Consider the following 19,549-nt stretch of genomic DNA (forward strand, 5'->3'; position numbering starts at 1 on the left):
AAGCATATACTTTGTACAGATGAATTAATTATTCCATTTTTACTATCGAAATAACCACACTTTTATACTAATCACATATTTAAAAGTGGTTTTTAACATAAATCAAATAATTATACCGAAACGATAAAATAAAAATATTGACATAAAAAAACAGTGTACCTCTGATATCAGAGATACACTGTTCTTAACTATTAATATACTATATATTACAACGTTTCTTTCAACCAACGGAAGAATTCACCTTGCCATACTTGTGCGTTTTGTGGTCTTACTACCCAGTGATTTTCATCTGGTAAATATAAGAATCTACTTTTCACACCTCTTAATTGAGCAGCTTGGAATGCTTCTTGTCCTTGTCCAATAGGCACACGGTAGTCTTTACCACCTTGGATAATTAGGATAGGCGTATTCCACTTATCTACATTATTAATAGGGTTAAAGTTAGTGTATGCATTCTGAGCATCCTTATTATCTTTTTCCCAGTATGCTCCACCTGTATCAAAGTTAGGGAAGAATACCTCTTCTGTAGTACCATACATACTTACTAAATCAAATACTCCACAGTGTGAAATAAACGATTTGAAACGGTTCTCATGGATACCTGCTAAGTAGAATACTGAATATCCTCCATAACTAGCTCCTACAGCTCCTAATCTATCTCTATCTACATACTTCTCTTTCGCTACGTCATCAATAGCTGCTAAGTAGTCTTGCATTGGTTTTCCAGCCCAGTCTTTAGAGATTGCTTCATTCCACTCTACTCCATGTCCTGGCATTCCTCTACGGTTAGGAGCTACTATAATGTATCCCTCTGCTGCCATTAATTGGAAGTTCCAACGGAAAGAATAGAACTGAGACAATGCTGACTGTGGTCCTCCTTGTGCATATAACAATGTTGGATATTTTTTGTTTGGATCAAAGTTAGGTGGATATACTACCCAAGTAACCATATCTTTACCGTCTACAGTCTTCACGATTCTCTTCTCACTCTTGCTCAATGCAATCTTAGAATAAGCGTCATTATTCACTTTAGTCACTTGATTCCAAGTCTTCTTAGCCATATTATAAGCATATACCTCAGAAGCATGGTTAAAGTCTGTACGAGTCACTAGTGCTACATCTCCTGTCACATCTACGATACTCGTCACGTCAAAGTTACCATCAGTGATTTGTCTTACGTTGATAGCGATACGTGTTCTACCAGGGAAGTTCACTTCGAACAACTGCACAGTACCTCCTACAGCTGCGATAAAGTAAATCTTCTTACCATCTTTACTCCATCTGTAACTATCTACAGTACCATCCCATCCTGCAGTAAGGTTCATTTTGATTCCATTGTAGTCTACAATGATATCATTCTTATCAGCCTCATACCCATCACGCTTCATCTGTAACCAAGTTAGGTGTCCTTCTGGAGAGTAAGTAGGATGTGTATCATATCCTTTATTTTCTTCTGTTAAGTTCTTAGTCTGTTTAGTCGCTAAGTCGTATAAGTATAAGTCAGTATTCGTACTTGTAGCATACTCCGTACCGAATTTCTTCTTAGACACATACACAATACCTTTACCATCAGGAGTCCATACATAATCTTCGTCTCCACCGAATGGCTTCTGTGGTGCATCATAAGGTTCGTTACCTAAGATATCTATCTTCGCTTCTTTATTATCTGTAGGAGCATATAATACGTGATTATGTGTACCATCGTTCCACGTATCCCAATGTCTATAGTCTAATCCGTCATATACATATGCATCAGACTTCTCCATCGTAGGATATAGGTCTTTACCTAATACTTTATTGATTTTTACAGCCTCATCGAATAAAACTAATTTTCCATCAGGAGAAATGTTTTTATCATTAAGTAAGTGTTTGTATTCCTTAATTTCAACAGGAGTACCTCCAGTTACAGGAATTTGATAAGTCTTAGAATCAAACTTATCTTCTGTCATATTAGCGTGGCTTACTTTGTAGATTAAGTTTTTACCATCTTTAGTAACTCCTACTGGACTTACTCTACCTAATTTCCACAGAAGCTCTTTAGTCATTACTTCTTGAGAAAAAGCAGATAAACTCGCTAAGCTTAAAGCAAATAAGAATATTTTTTTCATTGTTAGGGTTTTATTAAAGCGTAAAAATAGGCTTTTCTTTTGATTTTGCTCGAAAGTTAACTAATTCTCTTAGTTTAGACATTCTTTCTTATACAAACGACAACAAATAGTGTACTCTAATAAATAATGTACTTCTATAATACTGAGCGTAGATTTAATTAATAGTATTATTGATAATAAAAAAGTAAAAAAACAACCTAAACGATAATAATTGAATTTCACACCATTATAGTACGTTATTTTTTTTTAAAATCGTCTTGATTTGAAAAAAAAAGAGGTATTTTCACGCTCAAATTTGATTTACATGAAAAACAATAAACTTTTTATAGCGATCATCATTGCGCTAGTACTTGGTGTAATCGTTGGAAGTATTTATCACTATTCATTCCCAGAATACAAATTAGGATTTGCAGAAAACATTAAATTATTAGGTACTATCTTCATCCGTTTAGTACAGATGATTATTGCTCCACTAGTATTCTGTACCCTAGTAGTAGGTATCGCCAAAATGGGAGATATGAGTATGGTAGGAAGAGTAGGTGCTAAAGCAATGGGATGGTTCATCACTGCTTCACTAGTCTCTCTAACGATAGGTTTAGTATTAGTGAACTGGTTCAAGCCAGGTATCGGAGCTAACTTTGATTTAAACAATGTCTCAGGAGCTAGTGACTTACTAACTAAAACTGATTCATTAAGCTTACAATCATTCGTAGAACACTTAATTCCAAAAAGTATATTCGAAGCCTTTGCCCATAATGAAATTCTTCAGATAGTAGTGTTCTCAGTATTCTTTGGAATCGCGCTATCTACATTAGGTAAAAAAGGAAAATCAGTAATCAAATTATTTGACAAAATATCAGAGGTAGTCTTAAAGATGGTAACTTATATCATGTGGACTGCACCTCTAGGGGTATTAGGAGCTATCGCAAGTGCAGTAGCACTATACGGTCTTTCTATTTTCTTAACGTATGGTAAGTATCTATTAGCCTTCGCATCAGGATTGGCTGTTTTATGGGCAGTCTTAATCTTAGTTGGTTACTTGATCATCGGTAAAGATGTATGGAGACTGTTAAAAGCAATCAAAGAGCCTCTACTAATCGCCTTCTCTACAACTAGTAGCGAGGCAGTATTCCCAAAATTAGTAGAGCAATTAAAAGCTTACGGATGTTCTCCAAAAATCGTATCATTTACCTTACCTTTGGGGTACTCATTTAATCTAGATGGAAGTATGATGTATCTAACATTCGCTTCTATCTTCATTGCTCAGATATATGATGTACATATGAGCCTAGCAGATCAAATCTTGATGCTGTTAGTCCTAATGGTAACAAGTAAAGGTGTAGCAGGAGTACCTCGTGCTTCACTAATCGTTATCGTAGCTACATGTGCTATGTTTAATATCCCGCCAGAAGGAATTGCGTTTATTTTACCGATCGATCACTTCTGTGATATGGGAAGAAGTATGACTAATGTATTAGGAAATGCTTTATCAACTGCTGCGATAGATAAATTTGAAACAAACAATGAACAAACTAAACAATTAAGTTAGATTACAGAACATAAAAGCACTATGGACGAATTTTCAATAGCACAACTTATAAACCCTGAATTCTATATAAACTTACAGATAGCAGGACATTCAATAGGTATATATGTCGTATTATTTATTGTATTTGCAGAGACAGGCTTATTCGCAGGTTTCTTTTTACCAGGAGATAGTTTACTTTTCTTATCAGGGATATACAGTACAGCTCTAATGGCTGAAGTAGTACCGATAGAAAGTGACTTCTTAAATGTAGCCTTATTATCTACTCTAGTCGCCTTGGCAGGTATCCTCGGTAACAGTTTTGGGTATTGGTTCGGTAAAAAGAGTGGAAACTATCTCTACAATGTCAAAGACAACTTTATCTACAAGAAGAAATACTTATACGAATCTAAGGTATTCTTCGAAAGACATGGAGGAAGAGCAATTATATTCGCTCGTTTCTTACCAGTAGTAAGAACATTCGCTCCTATTATAGCAGGTATTGTACACATGGACATCAAGAGGTTCATGCTATACAATGTGATCAGTTCTTTCTTATGGGCTACTACATTAATCTTTGCAGGTCACTACCTACAAGTATGGTTATTAGACAGCTATGATATAGACTTAAAACACTACATCGAATACATTATCTTATTCTTAGTATTAGTGACTACATTACCTATCGTAATGAAAGTGATTAAAAGCAAGAAGAAGGATAAAGAAGAAAGCGAAGAGATATAATATATAAAGGAAGTAAAGTATGTTGTACTTTACTTCCTTTTTTTAATCCTTTACAGCTACTTTTAATAAGAAAAGGTCTCTTACATGAAACCATAAAATAAGGCTTGTATCGTACGATACAAGCCTTATTTTATTAAGATATATTAAATCTCTATTCTATCCTATTGGTGCGATTTCGAAGACTAATCCTTCTACCTTCTCATCTACAGGTATCTGACAACTTAGTCTACTAGTAGGTTTAACATTACGAGCATCCGAATCTAACAATGCGTCTTCTTCATCACCCTTCTCTGGTAATTCCACTTCATCTCCATTAATCATATAGCATTGACAAGAAGCACACATCAACATACCTCCGCATATACCGAATGTACCGTCTTCTGCTAGTTCATAAGCACGAACAACTTCCATCATATTCATCCCCATATCCGTTGGGGCATCTATAACATGAGTCTCTCCTTCGCGATCGATAATGGTTACTTTTATATCCTCAGCCATAACTAGTCTATAGATTTCACTACTGCTTTTTCTGCTTCTTTACGTGTACCATCGAATCCGTTGATACCTGATACAGTAGTATATTTTAATACAAATTTCTTACCTGGATTCAACATATTGAACACACTCTGACACATCAAAGTAGCTTCGTGGAATCCACATAGAATTAATTTTAACTTACCTGGGTAAGTATTGATATCACCAATCGCGTAAATACCAGGTATGTTTGTTTGATAATCTAATGCATTATTAACCTTAATAGCATTCTTTTCAATCTCTAATCCCCAATCTGCAATAGGTCCTAACTTAGGTGTTAAACCAAATAATGGAATAAAATAATCACAAGCTATTTCGCGTTTCTCTCCATCGATATCTACGACAACCGCTTCTAATTTATCTGCTCCTTTTAACTCAACAACTTCGCCTGGAGTTAACATATTAATCTTTCCTTGGTCTTTAAGAACCTGTACTTTCTCTACAGAGTCTAATGCTCCACGGAATTCATTACGTCTATGTACCAGACTTACTTCAGCAGCTACATCTGCTAAGAAAATACTCCAATCTAGAGCAGAGTCACCCCCACCAGCAATAACTATTTTCTTACCAGCGAACATTTCTGGTTTTTTAACGAAGTATTCTACTCCTTTATCTTCATAGAATGCAAGATTCTCTATCTCTGGTTTACGAGGTTCGAAAGATCCTAAACCACCAGCGATAGCAACTGCTTTACCATGATGTTTTGTCCCCTTGTTAGTTGTCACGATAAACGTACCATCTTCTAACTTCTCAATATTCTCCGCTACTTCATTTAATGTAAAGCCAGGTTGAAACTGCTTTATTTGTTCCATTAAATTATCTACTAGCTCACCAGCTCCAACGCTAGGATATCCTGGAATATCAAAGATTGGCTTCTTAGGATACAATTCTGTTAACTGTCCTCCTGGTTGTGGAAGTCCATCGATAAGATGGCATTTTAGTTTTAATAATCCTGCTTCGAATACAGCGAACAGACCAGTAGGGCCCGCTCCAATAATTATTATATCGGTCTCAATCATGATGTAGTTCTTTAGTGCAAAGGTATCCTTTGCGAAATTTATTAAAAATGATAAAAGTCAATCTTAAGTAACTAGTGCTAATAAAGCCTTCAATTACTCAAGATTGACTATGTTATTTTTATCCCACATTAACTACAGATTCGATCTCTGGAGCATACTTTTTAATCGTAGTCTCTACTCCAGCACTTAAGGTCATTTGATTAACACTACAAGCCGTGCAAGCGCCTTCTAAGCGAACTTGTACAACTTTGTCATCTTGAATATCAATAAGAGTGATATCTCCACCATCTGCTTGTAAAAATGGACGGATCTCATCTAACGCCTTTTCTACATTCTGTTTTATAGTTTGTGATGCCATATATTTTTCTTGTATTAAGTCTTATTTTTTAGCAACTGATGAACATCCTGCCATAGTTGTAATTTTGATAGCTTCAGTAGCAGGTAATGACTCATTTCTCAACACTACTTGTTCTACTACATTTCTGCTTAAATCTTCGAATACCTTTGCGATGATAGTATCGTTTTGTAATGCTGCTGGACGACCATAATCACCAGCCTCACGGATACTCTGTACGATAGGTACTTCTCCTAAGAAAGGAACATCTAAGTCTGCTGCTAAGTTCTTAGCACCATTCTCACCGAAGATATAGTATTTGTTATTTGGTAATTCTTCTGGAGTGAAATACGCCATATTCTCAACGATACCTAATACAGGAACATTGATACTCTCTGACATAAACATTGATACTCCTTTTTTAGCATCAGCTAGCGCTACTGCTTGTGGTGTAGATACCACTACAGCCCCTGTAATAGGAAGAGACTGCATAATAGATAAGTGAATATCTCCTGTACCAGGAGGTAAGTCTAATAATAAGAAGTCTAGTTCTCCCCAGTCTGCATCAAAAATCATTTGATTTAATGCTTTTGCAGCCATAGGTCCTCTCCAGATTATTGCTTGGTCTCCTTTTGTAAAGAATCCGATAGAAAGGATCTCTACTCCATACGATGATACAGGCTTCATCTTAGAACGTCCTTCTACTTCTACTGAAATAGGTTTAGCTCCTTCTACATCAAACATGATTGGCATAGATGGTCCATAGATATCTGCATCTAACACTCCTACTTTAAAGCCCATATTAGCTAAACTAGCAGCTAAATTAGCAGTAACTGTAGATTTACCTACTCCCCCCTTACCAGAAGAGATAGCAACAATGTTTTTAATACCAGGAATAGCTTTTCCTTTAATCTCAGGCTTTTCAGGAGCCTCTACTTTTATATTTACTTTTACTTTCGCCTTGTCATATACTTGATCGTGAATTACTTTCATCACGTCAACTTCTGCTCTTTTCTTAATGTGTAAAGCTGGTGTACTAAGTACTAAGTCCACTACTACTTCGTCTCCGAAAGTCATTACATTACTTACAGCTCCACTCTCCACCATATTTTTTCCTTCTCCAGCTAGAGAAATGCTCTCTAAAGCCTTAAGGATTTCTTTTCTATCTAATTTCATTATATGCGATTCGTTTTCAACAATTTAATATAAATTCTGACTAACGCAAATATAGTGGGAATATTTGAACTTTTAATGTTAATATATTCTAAATACAAATAATGTTATAACTAATATTTATAGTGTATTTGTATTGAAAAGTTTAAGCTTGTTTTCCATAAAAGAACGATTATAAGCGTTCTTAATCAAAGCAAATTGAGAGTTCAATAATTGATTTTTTGAAGCATTAAATGAGAAAATATCAACCTTTCCATTCTCATACTTTGCTTGTGTTGTACTGAATGATTTCTCTGATAGCTCAATACTTTTTTGAAGCTGTTTTGCGATATTTTCTAACTGTGCAATTTCTGCTTTTAGCTCTGTAATTTGATTGTTTAGATTAACTTCACTCTCCTTTATTTGCAAGGTATTCAAACGTATTTCTTCATTTTTCACTCTTACTTGTCTACGTATATTTCCACCTTGAAAAACTGGTATACTCAATCCAAAACTAACGTACTGACTCTTGTTATCTCCCATCTGTTTTGAGAAAGAATTAGTGCGCAATTCTATATAACTATTAAACGGCTTAGAATAGAAAGAACCATATTGATAATTCCCAACTAATCGAGGTAAATTCTTAGACTTAATCAGTTTCTTCTCTTGTTCTAAAACTTGTTGTTTCAGTCTAGTTTTTTCTAGTGTTGGATTAAACTCATATCCTTCTATTTGTGCTATAGATTCCTCCTTTTGTACCACACTAAACTCATTCACTCCTAAATCTTCTATATTTAATAAATGAAGTAGCTTTAGTTTCTGATTCAATAAAGTATTCTCTGTCTGCTCTATACTAATAGTCTCACTGTGATAGATGTATTCTATATCATAGAAATCACTTTTAGGTTTGGCACCAGCTTCTACTTCTTTCTGTACACGCTCTAAGTTAGCCTTACTGTTAATTAATTGTTGTTGTTGTATTTCTAAAAAAGACTGTGAACCTATAATCTCATAAAATAACTCAAGAATAGCAGTCTGATATTGAAATAAGACTTCTTCATTCTCTAATTTAGCATAATCAATAGCTAGGTTATCTTTCTTGTATTGTATAAAATTACTAAAGTCAAATAATGTAACTCCAGCATCTAATGAAGCTCTTGTAGACTGAATATTAGAACTCACACGACTATTCGTAACAGGATCAATAGCAGATCCAAAATTATAAGACTGTGCCCCGTTCACCCCTATATCGGGCAAATAATAAGAAGCCACACTTTGCTTTCTACTTTCAGCAACTTTAGTCTCTAAAGCAGACACCATCAATCTTAAACTATTCTCTTTTCCTTTTTCTACACAGTCCTCCAAAGTCCACTGCTCTTGAGCTACTCCTGCAATACTAAACAAAATAGTCAATACTAAACACCAACTCTTACTCATACTTTATATATTTTAAAACATCAATACGTGTCGCTTTATAAGCCTTCCAAAACACTAACAACATTGAAAAAAGCATTAAGCTTACAAAAGCAATAACAAATGGTAACACGGTAATCGAAATACGATAAACAAAGTCCTCCAACCATATATTCATCACATAAATCACCGGGTAAATAGATAGGATAAATCCAATTAGACAATACATAACAAAACGCACAGATAATTTCAGAATCAAACTAATTGAGTTTGCTCCTAGCACTTTTCGAATAGCAATTTCTTTTAATTTACTTTCAATACTAAAGGACACGATTGCCATCAAACCGAACAAGGCTATAAATACTGATACCCCCATCAAACACACAAATAATGTACGTTGATATAACGTCTTTTGGTAACTTTTAGCAAAGTCTTCATTGACAAATTTGTATTGTATTGGATAGGTAGAATCAATTCTCTTATTCCAAAACTCTTCTAAAGCTTGTAAGGTTATTTGCGTATTGTTAGTATCTATTTTTACCGCTATATGATCTGTTAAATGATAAAACCAATCCACTGAATTAGGCATAAAATAAGTTACAGGATTAGTACTCTGACTAACCCCTTCTACCTTCATATCTTTTACAACACCAATAACTTCAAACTCTTTTCCATTCCATTTAATCTTTTTTCCTAGTATTCCATCTGAAAAATTAAAAGTTGATTTAAATGTTTCGTTAACAACAACTTTACTAATACTATCTGTCGCCAAACTACGATCAAAAAAACGTCCTTCTTTCAATTCTCCATCAAATACTTTCAAAAAATCATATCCTACAGGAACGTTGTTACTTTGTACAGAAGCTTCTCCTATTCTATTTCCTGAAGCACTATTATACCCACCTCCAATAACCATTGAATGAAGTGTTACTTCTTTTACTCCTTTAATCTTTTTTAAATCAGACTCAATATCATAGTAAAGATCATTTCGCCTCTGAATATCTTTAATTTTAAAATTAATATTAACAACCTGATCTCCATCAAAACCTAAATCCTCTTGAAGAATATGCTCTACCTGTTTATCTATAAAAACAGCCGTTGACAAAAAGAAAAAGGCGATTACAAATTGTAGAATCAGAAACATATTTCGAAGACTAACACCCGCTTTTCCTCTTAAATAATTTCCTTTCAACACTTTTAATGTATCAAACGACAATAAGAACAAGCTTGGTAATGTACCAGATAATAAAACAACTCCTAAGACAATTCCTAAAATAGGCAAAGTAAATACCCAAACATGGAAGGGCATAGTTCTATTAACCAACAAATTAAAATAGGGTAACAATATCTCAACAAGCACTAAGGCAATCACTAAAGCTAGTAATACGCAAATAATAGATTCGAAGATAAACTGTAGAAATAGTTGCCATCTTGTAACACCAATTGCCTTTCTTATACCAATTTCTTTTGCACGTTTAAAACTGTTTACTAAAGCTAAATTAACTGCATTTATAATACTCAACATTAGCAATAACACAGAAGATGTCATCATTATATTCAATACCTTAGAAGCTGCTGGTCCTCCTCCTAACCCTTTTGAAATTGGGTTTAAATGAATTGTATCTAATGAATTAAAATTAAGTATAGCATTAGCATTAAAGTTCTTCTTCACCTCTTCTAAAGTCATGGACTCCTTCTTCATATACATCTGGAAGACATCGTCATAAATCACATCTCTTATACGTTCTTGGACATCTTTAATCTGAACGCCTTCTTTTAACTTGAGTAATAGAGTGTAATTATGATCTCCCCAGTTATTCTCTTTATTATTGGCAATCTGATCTTCCGTAACGAATGAAGTCAACCCTTTAAAATTAACTGAACTATTTCCAGGAATACGATAAACAAAACGAATAGACAATACCTTTCCATTTTCCAATATAACTGTCTTTCCTATTGGATCAATACCTTTACCAAACAAACGCTCCGATTGGTCTATATCTATTGCTAAAGCATCTTTATAATTCGTCTTATATTCTTCTGCGCTACCATAAATAGTCTCGAAAGGAAAGAATTCAAAAAAATTAGCTTGCTTTTCATCAATATCATAGAGAAATTCCTTACGTCCATCCACCTCAACACTTGAAATATCGTCAAATGTAAAGCTAAAATTATATGCCTCTACAATATCTGATAACTTGTCTAAATTGTTAGCTACAGGTGCAGGAAACCAATTCTTAAAGAAAGACTCTGATGTTCCTTCAACTTCATAAACTCTCTCTTTAAAAGGGTTCCAGTGATTATAACTATGCTCGTTATGCCAAAACAACAATACAAGTATAACAGCTGTCATACCAACAGCTAATCCTAAAATATTTAGAATTGAAACCACCTTATTCTTCCAGAAATGTTTCAGGTATAATTTAAACCAATTATTAATCATAAGTATTCGGATGAAGTATTACACTGCCCAATGCATATATCCTAAGATAAGTGATAGATAGTCATTATAAACATATCTATCACTAGTCTAGAAGCTATAAGAATTAATCTATATTTTTCACTTGTCCTGAAGACGAAGTATTTGAACTAACTATCTTAGCTCCTCCTGTATATTGAACACGTCCTGAAGAACTCGCTCTACCAGATACCTCCTCAGTTACATTAAACACCATAGAACCTGATGAGCTAGCTTTACCTTCTAGTGTTTTAGTTGTAAAGCTAGATCCTTTAATAGAACCACTACTAGAAGCAGAAGCGCTCACAGAATCAGCATTCCCAGATAAACTCAACCTAGCAGAGCTACTAGCTCCGAAGTCCCCAGTTTTAGTCTTTAATGAAATATCTACACTTGCTGAAGAACTAACACTTGCAGATGATTTCTTTGTCACCTCAAAACTACCTTCTATTTTAGAAGAAGAACTTGCCTCTATAGATAGGTTATCTGCTTGTACTAACTCTCCTCTAAACCTTGCTGAACTACTCGTTTTTACATCAAATGATTTAGCAACAGCTTTGTTCAATAAGTTAAACTTAGCAGAAGAAGACAACCTTACCTCTTCTAAACTAGGGTTATTTATAGTAACTACTACTTTTCCAAAATCTCTAATATTGATACCGTTCTTCCATTTTTTATTAGTTTTTTGATCAATGAAGATATCTAACCCTCCAGTAATTGTCGTTTCTGTCTTGACATCTTTCATATTCTCAGATTTCTCTACTTCCACTACTACACTCTTAGCTCCTCCATAAGTAAAGTTCACTTCTATTCCTTGAGAAGCTTTTACAGATTTAAAATCACTAACTTGACGCGTTTCTTTTGATTGTGCGAACACACTTCCTCCTACTAATAAGAAGAACATTACTATTTTTTTCATATTTAAATTTGTTTTATGGTTATTCATATTTTATATATTTCAGTACATTGATCTTTGTTGCTGACCATGCCTTTAAGAACACAACTACGCCTGTTAATATTAGTATCACAATCAAGCAAATGATAAATGGTTCTACACTAATATCAATTCTAAAAGCATAATCACTCAACCATTTGTTTAAGAAATAATAACTAGGGAATATAGCAATACCAAAACCTACTAGACACATCACTACATACTGTACAGACAATTGTTTTAATAAGCTAGAGGAACTAGCCCCCAGCACCTTGCGAATAGCTACTTCTTTTAGGCGGTTATTAATATTAAAAGAAGCCAAACTATACAATCCAAACAAAGCAATAAACACAACTATTCCATTTAGTGTTAAGAAAATATCTCTCTCTTTCTTTACATTATTAAATGTCTTTGCATATTGCTTATCTAAAAACTCATAACTAAAAGGCTCGTCAGAGATATCCCTGTTCGCCCATATCTTCGCTATTTCATTCATTGTCTTCTCAACATTATCACCTTTAACCTTGACTGTAATCTGTCTACTATTTAATCCCACCCAAGGAATTGTTTTTAAACTAAAGAAGACTAGAGGAGCATAGTTAGATTTAAGACCATATAGATTAAAGTCCTTTACCACACCTACTATTGTCAGCTTATTACCGTTCCACTCTATTGTTTTTCCTATAGGATGCTCTTCTTTCATTTCATAGGCAGTACGTTCATTAATCAATATATTAGAGATAGAGTCAGTCGCAAATTCAGGTGATAAACCTCTTCCCTCTTTCAGCTTTATATCTAAAGTATTTAGATAGTTATAGTCCATTCCTACATTAATACCCTGTATTCTATTTCCATTATGTATAAAACCTGAAGAACTACCATAACTACTCCCTATACTGATCGAAGCGATAGACATATTCTCTACTCCATTGAGCCTTGTGATCTCCTCTTTCAGAGATTGATATATATTAATCTTCTCCTCATAAGGACCTTTACTAATGAAAGGAATGACTACCACTTGATCTCCTTTAAACCCAAGATCCTTATTTAACATATAAGTTACTTGCCCATATACAATATAACTTCCAACCATAAAGAAACAAGCCACCGTAAACTGTACTATTAACATGACGTTCTTTAATGTCTTACCTTTCTTACTCTTATTTACTTCTCCTTTCAGAACTTCTAACGTTTTAAAACTAGCAGTAAATAAAGCAGGAATAATACCTACTAATAAAACAATAATCACAATGAACAATAGCAACCATGGTAGTATATAAAATACTTCTATTTCCATCTGTGAATCTAAGAATACTTTTAACCATGGCATCGTAAACTCAATCAATACAAAAGCAATAATACAAGCTAGTATAGAGGTAACTAGAGCCTCAAATAACCCTTGTAATATCAAATTCTTCTTAGTCGCACCTAATGTCTTTCTAATTCCAACTTCTCGTGTACGACCTATCGCTTGGGCAGTGCTTAAGTTGATATAATTAAATACAGATAATACTAATATCAATAAAGAAAGGCCTATCATGATATTCAATCTCCCAACATTAGTTGCTCCCTCAGGAGTACCATTTAAGTCAGAGTTATTCTGCATTCTTTGTGTTGCTAAGACATGTAGTTTATATCCTTTATTTTTTAGATTCTTAAACTCCTCCAGTGTCACACCTTCTTCTTTTTTCATATACTCCTCAAGACTCAATCCTTCATCCTTCGCTAGCGATACATACACTTGCTTAATCAAGATATCCTTTATTAGCCCTTCCACTTCGGTAGTATACTTAGCATCGTCTAACTTTAACCAAATAGTTGAGTTATAATTACCCCATTGCTCTATTCCCTCTTTCTCATATTGATCAACTGCATTAACCAGTATATTTGCCATTATTGAATTCCTGTTCTTCCCTAGTTTATACACAGCACTTACTACATATGTATCCTTATTGTATTCAAAAGATTTACCTATCGGATCTTCTTCATTGAATAATTGCTTAGCATACTCATCAGTAATAACAGCAGTATTCGGCCCATTAAATGGCTTATTCTTATCTCCTTTTACAATCTCATAAGGAAAAAAGTCAAAGATGTTAGACTTTACATATCCTACCTTTTCTACACCTTTTTTCACCCCATCTACAGTCATTGTCCCACCTCCATAATAATTATCCAAATAAGTATAATCAATGATATGTGAAGACTCTTCTTTTAACTTAGAACCAAAAGGATATGGTAACTTCATCCAACTCGTATCTGCATTCAGAATAGACTCTACTGTGAAAATATTATCCTTATTCGGATTCGCCTGATCATAAGATGACTCTTCTCTGTAATGCACGAATGACAAGATAACAGAGGCAAAACCCACTCCTAAACTTACTAATGTTAGAATAAAATAGACTTTATTCTTCAGCACATTAGACCAATATATTTTTAACCAGTTCTTTATCATACTATTCGTATTTGATATACTTTAATACATCTACTCTAGTGGCTTTAAAAGCACGACTTATAACAATTAGTAATGTCAATATTATAATGATGACAAAACAAAATATAAATGGCCATACACTCATCTCTATTCTAAAAGCATAATCACTTAACCATTTATTCAAGAAGTAATAACTGGGAAATACAGCTATTCCAAAACCTATTAAACAAAACACAATGTACTGCCCTGTTAACTTCTGTATCAGATCTTTAGGTCTCGCACCTAATACTTTGCGTATAGCAACTTCTTTTAACCTAGAGTTAATCGTAAATGATGCCAAACTATACAATCCAAAAAGAGCAATAAAAACAACCAATAAATTCAAGACTAAAAATACTTTGCGCTCTTGTAAAGACCGTTCAAAACTCTGTGCAAAACGCTTATCTACGAACTCATAAGTAAAAGGTGAATCAGAGATATTATGTTTTTTCCAAACCTGTTCTATAGCTTCCATCGTCTCTTTAACATTCTCCGTATTTATCTTAATAGACATCTCATTCATATTGCTCCCCCATCCTTGTTCAAAATCTAATGACATAAATATCATTGGACGATAATCTTCATGCAATCCAAACAAATTAAAATCCTTTACAACCCCAACAATAGTAACTTTCTCTTCATTCCATTCAAATTCTTTTCCTAAAGCATTGTCAGTAATACCCATCATTGTTATTGCCTTTTCATTTAGCAATACATTTTTTATACTATCAGAAGCAAAATCTTGAGACAGTGCTCTTCCTTCTTTTAATTTAATATCAAATAGTTTTAAAAAATCATCATCCATAGCTGCTACACCTGCCTGTATTTGTTTGCCTTGATAAGAATATCCTACAGACGAATAATTTTTTCCGCCTATTGCCAATGACCACGCACTTGCCCCCTCAACTCCTTTTATTTTAAGAATATCTGCTTTTAGTCTTTTATAGATAGGTAGAGTATTCTCTACAAGATCTCTTTTAAGGTTATACGGTACCCCTACTATCTGATTTGCATTATAACCTAAATCCTTGTTAAGCATATAATTCACTTGTTGATTAACAATCAAAGAACCGATGATAAAAAAACAAGCAACGATAAACTGAACTGTTAGTAATGTATTCTTAAACCAAACTCCTTTCTTACTTCTTTTTATATTTCCTTTTAAAACTTCTATTGTTTTAAAACTAGAAATATAGAACGCAGGCACTGTTCCCACTAAAAAAATTACAGTTATTAGAAACAATAAAACCTGAGGCACAAATTCCAAAACATTAAACAACAATTTAGCTTTAAAAAACACTCTCAGACTAGGAAGAGCATATTCAACTATAACTAAAGAAATGATAATAGATATAAGTACTGTTACAGCTGACTCAAAATAGTTTTGCAGCATTGTACTTGCTTTATTAGCTCCTAATACTTTGCGTACACCTAACTCTTTACCCCTATTCATTACTTGTACTGTAGTAATATTGATATAATTAAATACTGACAATAACATGATAAGACTTGAAAGACCTATAGCAATATAAATTCTATTTCTATTCGCTATTCCTTCTGGCAAAGCGTTTTTTTGATTCGAATTAACTAACCGTTGTCCTTTTAAATCATGTAAATAAAATGTCAATACATAATCTTTTTCTTTTTTTAGTTCCTCTATCGTGAGTCCTTTGCTTTTTGCTACAGGAGCAATCACTTTTTCGTCGTATATACTTAATAATTGTTTCTCTATCAACTCTTTTGACTCTGGACTTTTTAATTTAATCCAAAGTGCTGAACTATAATTTCCCCAACCATTACTACCTATAGCATTTTCTACTCGTTCGTCCAAAACATTAAATACCATATTAGGATTTATAGAACTCAGTGTTTCTGCTTCCTTATAAACTCCTTTTACTGTAAATGTCTTTCCCCACAAAAGAATTACTTGCCCTACAGGTTCTTCATCTTTAAATAGATATTTCACATAAGTATCCTTGATAAATACCTGATTAGGTCCATCAAAAGGTTTTATTTTATTTCCTTGTACAATCTCAAAAGGGAATACGTCAAAAAACGCTGATTGCCCAAAACTAGCTTTTTCAAAAACTTTAGCCTCTCCATTGATCAACACTACACCTCCCTGATAATGAGCATCTAAATAACTATAAGTTTCTACACGATCTGAAATATCCTTTAAAACCTCTCCATAAGGATAAGATAATGATGGCCAGCCTTCCTCTTCACTAAACTTAGTCTCTACCATAAATACACGATCACTATCCTTGTGCCAAGTATCATAAGACATCTCTTCAGTATAATATAAATACGAAATAATCACAGCTGATAATCCTATCGCCAACCCTATGACTGTCAACAAGAAATACATCTTGTGTTTCATCGTATTGTACCAATAAATCTTTAACCAGTTTTTTATCATACTACTCGTATTTAATATATTTTAATACATCCACTCTAGTCGCTTTATAAGCACGACTGATAACAATTAGTAATGTCAATATTATAATGATGACAAAACAAAATATAAATGGCCATACACTCATCTCTATTCTAAAAGCATAATCACTTAACCATTTATTCAAGAAGTAATAACTGGGAAATACAGCTATTCCAAAACCTATTAAACAAAACACAATGTACTGCCCTGTTAACTTCTGTATCAGATCTTTAGGTCTCGCACCTAATACTTTGCGTATAGCAACTTCTTTTAACCTAGAGTTAATCGTAAATGATGCCAAACTATACAATCCAAAAAGAGCAATGAAAACAACCAAAGAATTCAATACTAAGAATACATTTCGTTCCTGTAAAGACCGTTCAAAACTTTTAGCAAATCGCTTATCTACAAATTCATACTGAAATGGTAAATCAGTTATATTATGTTTCTTCCACACCTCTTCAATAGCCTTCATTGTTTCCTCAGCCTTGTCAGCTTTTATCTTAATAGACATCTCTTTCATATTGTTTCCCCACTGATTATTAGACAGTGTAACAAATAATAATGGTCTATAATCTTCTCTAAGTCCTACTAGATTAAAATCCTTTACTACTCCTACTATAGTATATTCCCCTCCATTCCATTTTATATTCTTGCCTATAGGCTGTGACTCCCCCATTATGGACATTGCTTTCTCATTAATCAAAATATTTTGAATACTATCATTAGCTAAATCCTTTGATAACATTCTTCCTTCTTTCATTTCAATCTGATATAATTCCAAGAAATCATAATCTATTGCAGCTATACCAGGCTGCACATCTTTTTCTTTATAACTAAAGCCTGAAGACACATATCTACTACCGCCAATATCTAATAAACACGCACTCGCTCCTTCCACATTACTTAGATTTAAAACATCTGTTTTTAATCTCTTATACACGTCATATTTATTGTTTATACCCTTCTTAAAATTATATGTCACCCCTACTATTTGTTCAGCCTGAAATCCTAAATCTTTTTTCAACATATAACTCACTTGCTGATAAATAATAAAAGATCCTATAATAAAAAAACAAGCAACAATAAACTGAACTGTTAATAGAAGATTTTTAAACCACACCCCTTTCTTACTTCTCTTTATATTACCTTTTAAAACTTCTATTGTTTTAAAACTAGATACATACAGAGCAGGTATAGTTCCCACTAAAAAAACTACTAATATTAAGAAAATTAGTAATTGTAGTATAAAATCAAACAAATCGAAGATTAACTGTGCCTTAAAAAACACTCTTAAACTAGGTAAAGAGAATTCTACTATTACAAAAGACAATACTATAGATATTAGTACCGTTATAGTTGATTCAAAATAGTTTTGATATATCAGACTTAAACGATTCGCACCAAAAGTTTTACGCATACCCACTTCCTTACCTCTATCCATCACCTGTACTGTAGTAATATTAATATAATTAAATACAGATAACAATAAGATTAGCAATGATAAACCTATAGCTATATATATTCTATTAACATTAGCACTCCCTTCTGGTAATGCATTTATATCAATATTTTTCTCAAAACGTTGTCCCTTTAAATCATGTAGATAATAACCAAAATAACGCTCCCCTCTACTTCTTTTATACTCGTCTACAGATATACCTTTTTTATTAGCCTCAGGCAACATGACATACTCATCATATATAGCGAGTAACCTTTTCTCTATAGTTTCTTTAGACTGCGTATCCTTGAGTTTTACCCATAAAGCAGAACTAAAATTTCCCCAATACCCTTTCTCTACTGCTTCTTTCTCCCTTTCATCTAAATCATTTATTATGATATTAGGATTGATAGAACTTAATGTATTTGCTTCTTTAAATATTCCTTTTACTACATAAGAGACATCCCATATCACTATAGTCTGCCCTATAGGATCTTTATCTTTAAATAAATAGTCTACATATGTATCTTTTATATATGCTTGATTTGGGGCATCAAAAGGTTGTAGTTGACTTCCACTTACTATTTCAAAAGGAAATACAGTAAAGAAATTAGACTGTACGCTAATAGCCTTGGTATAAGAAAGCAGTTCTCCATTACGCAGTAACATTCCATCATCATAGCTATTATCTACATAAGAATATGCTTCTACTTCAGGAGATATTTCATTTAATTTAGATCCAAATGGATAAGATAACATTGGCCAGCTCTCCTCTTCACTAAACTTAGTCTCAACCATAAATACACGATCACTATCCTTGTGCCAAGTATCATAAGACATTTCTTCAGTATAATATAAATACGAAATAATCACAGCTGATAACCCTATCGCCAATCCTATTACTGTCAACAAGAAATACATCTTGTGCTTCATCGTATTGTACCAATATATTTTTAACCAGTTCTTTAACATCT

General features: G+C 33.4%; 13 protein-coding genes. 2 read left to right on the top strand and 11 right to left on the bottom strand.

The genetic code is table 11. The features are described from left to right. Positions 1–206: 206 nt before the first annotated feature. Entirely contained in the window at positions 207–2,108 is a 1,902-nt protein-coding gene (locus MYRA21_RS04380; RefSeq protein WP_006259783.1) for a S9 family peptidase, read from the bottom strand. 304 nt (positions 2,109–2,412) lie between these two features. Here MYRA21_RS04380 and MYRA21_RS04385 point away from each other — a divergent pair, with 304 nt between their 5' ends. Next, positions 2,413–3,657 (top strand): dicarboxylate/amino acid:cation symporter, encoded by a 1,245-nt coding sequence (locus MYRA21_RS04385; RefSeq protein ID WP_036494238.1) that lies wholly within the window; start codon positions 2,413–2,415, stop codon positions 3,655–3,657. 21 nt (positions 3,658–3,678) lie between these two features. Continuing rightward, entirely contained in the window at positions 3,679–4,377 is a 699-nt protein-coding gene (locus MYRA21_RS04390) for a DedA family protein (protein WP_006259785.1), read from the top strand. A gap of 156 nt (positions 4,378–4,533) precedes the next feature. On the opposite strand, the gene MYRA21_RS04395 is transcribed toward MYRA21_RS04390, so the two are convergent. The 10 genes from MYRA21_RS04395 to MYRA21_RS04440 form a co-directional block, all read right to left on the bottom strand. Beyond that, positions 4,534–4,875 (bottom strand): 2Fe-2S iron-sulfur cluster-binding protein, encoded by a 342-nt coding sequence (locus tag MYRA21_RS04395; RefSeq protein WP_006259786.1) that lies wholly within the window; start codon positions 4,873–4,875, stop codon positions 4,534–4,536. Between the two features lie 2 nt (positions 4,876–4,877). Next, positions 4,878–5,930, bottom strand: coding sequence for an NAD(P)/FAD-dependent oxidoreductase (locus MYRA21_RS04400; protein WP_006259787.1), 1,053 nt, complete (start codon positions 5,928–5,930; stop codon positions 4,878–4,880). 118 nt (positions 5,931–6,048) lie between these two features. Then, positions 6,049–6,288, bottom strand: a complete 240-nt coding sequence (locus MYRA21_RS04405) for a NifU family protein (protein WP_006259788.1) — start codon at positions 6,286–6,288, stop codon at positions 6,049–6,051. Positions 6,289–6,309: 21 nt separating this feature from the next. Then, positions 6,310–7,440: an Mrp/NBP35 family ATP-binding protein gene (locus MYRA21_RS04410; RefSeq protein ID WP_006259789.1), complete on the bottom strand. Its 1,131-nt coding sequence runs from the start codon at positions 7,438–7,440 to the stop codon at positions 6,310–6,312. Positions 7,441–7,557: 117 nt separating this feature from the next. After that, the gene (locus MYRA21_RS04415; RefSeq protein ID WP_039328643.1) at positions 7,558–8,853 is read right to left on the bottom strand and encodes a TolC family protein; all 1,296 of its coding nucleotides are present in this window, start codon (positions 8,851–8,853) and stop codon (positions 7,558–7,560) included. After that, positions 8,846–11,272 carry an ABC transporter permease gene (locus tag MYRA21_RS04420; protein WP_006259791.1) on the bottom strand — a complete coding sequence of 809 codons (2,427 nt, stop codon included), beginning with the start codon at positions 11,270–11,272 and terminating at the stop codon, positions 8,846–8,848. The genes MYRA21_RS04415 and MYRA21_RS04420 overlap by 8 nt, the downstream gene beginning before the upstream one ends. 103 nt (positions 11,273–11,375) lie before the next feature. Continuing rightward, positions 11,376–12,206: a GIN domain-containing protein gene (locus MYRA21_RS04425; RefSeq protein ID WP_006259792.1), complete on the bottom strand. Its 831-nt coding sequence runs from the start codon at positions 12,204–12,206 to the stop codon at positions 11,376–11,378. 19 nt (positions 12,207–12,225) lie between these two features. Further along, positions 12,226–14,679 (bottom strand): ABC transporter permease, encoded by a 2,454-nt coding sequence (locus MYRA21_RS04430; RefSeq protein WP_006259793.1) that lies wholly within the window; start codon positions 14,677–14,679, stop codon positions 12,226–12,228. A 1-nt stretch (position 14,680) separates the two neighbouring features. Further along, positions 14,681–17,116, bottom strand: coding sequence for an ABC transporter permease (locus MYRA21_RS04435; RefSeq protein WP_006259794.1), 2,436 nt, complete (start codon positions 17,114–17,116; stop codon positions 14,681–14,683). A gap of 1 nt (position 17,117) precedes the next feature. Continuing rightward, the gene (locus MYRA21_RS04440) at positions 17,118–19,547 is read right to left on the bottom strand and encodes an ABC transporter permease (RefSeq protein ID WP_006259795.1); all 2,430 of its coding nucleotides are present in this window, start codon (positions 19,545–19,547) and stop codon (positions 17,118–17,120) included. Positions 19,548–19,549 lie beyond the last annotated feature (2 nt).

Origin of the sequence: Myroides sp. A21, assembly GCF_000807225.1 — a bacterium.
Classification (GTDB): domain Bacteria; phylum Bacteroidota; class Bacteroidia; order Flavobacteriales; family Flavobacteriaceae; genus Flavobacterium; species Flavobacterium odoratimimum.

Bases quoted from the DNA above. Each gene is read 5' to 3' on its own strand.
- MYRA21_RS04415 (WP_039328643.1), bottom strand. From the start codon at position 8,853: ATGAGTAAGAGTTGGTGTTTAGTATTGACTATTTTGTTTAGTATTGCA.
- MYRA21_RS04400 (WP_006259787.1), bottom strand. From the start codon at position 5,930: ATGATTGAGACCGATATAATAATTATTGGAGCGGGCCCTACTGGTCTG.
- MYRA21_RS04440 (WP_006259795.1), bottom strand. From the start codon at position 19,547: ATGTTAAAGAACTGGTTAAAAATATATTGGTACAATACGATGAAGCAC.
- MYRA21_RS04425 (WP_006259792.1), bottom strand. From the start codon at position 12,206: ATGAAAAAAATAGTAATGTTCTTCTTATTAGTAGGAGGAAGTGTGTTC.
- MYRA21_RS04435 (WP_006259794.1), bottom strand. From the start codon at position 17,116: ATGATAAAAAACTGGTTAAAGATTTATTGGTACAATACGATGAAACAC.
- MYRA21_RS04410 (WP_006259789.1), bottom strand. From the start codon at position 7,440: ATGAAATTAGATAGAAAAGAAATCCTTAAGGCTTTAGAGAGCATTTCT.
- MYRA21_RS04420 (WP_006259791.1), bottom strand. From the start codon at position 11,272: ATGATTAATAATTGGTTTAAATTATACCTGAAACATTTCTGGAAGAAT.
- MYRA21_RS04430 (WP_006259793.1), bottom strand. From the start codon at position 14,679: ATGATAAAGAACTGGTTAAAAATATATTGGTCTAATGTGCTGAAGAAT.
- MYRA21_RS04385 (WP_036494238.1), top strand. From the start codon at position 2,413: ATGAAAAACAATAAACTTTTTATAGCGATCATCATTGCGCTAGTACTT.
- MYRA21_RS04405 (WP_006259788.1), bottom strand. From the start codon at position 6,288: ATGGCATCACAAACTATAAAACAGAATGTAGAAAAGGCGTTAGATGAG.
- MYRA21_RS04395 (WP_006259786.1), bottom strand. From the start codon at position 4,875: ATGGCTGAGGATATAAAAGTAACCATTATCGATCGCGAAGGAGAGACT.
- MYRA21_RS04380 (WP_006259783.1), bottom strand. From the start codon at position 2,108: ATGAAAAAAATATTCTTATTTGCTTTAAGCTTAGCGAGTTTATCTGCT.
- MYRA21_RS04390 (WP_006259785.1), top strand. From the start codon at position 3,679: ATGGACGAATTTTCAATAGCACAACTTATAAACCCTGAATTCTATATA.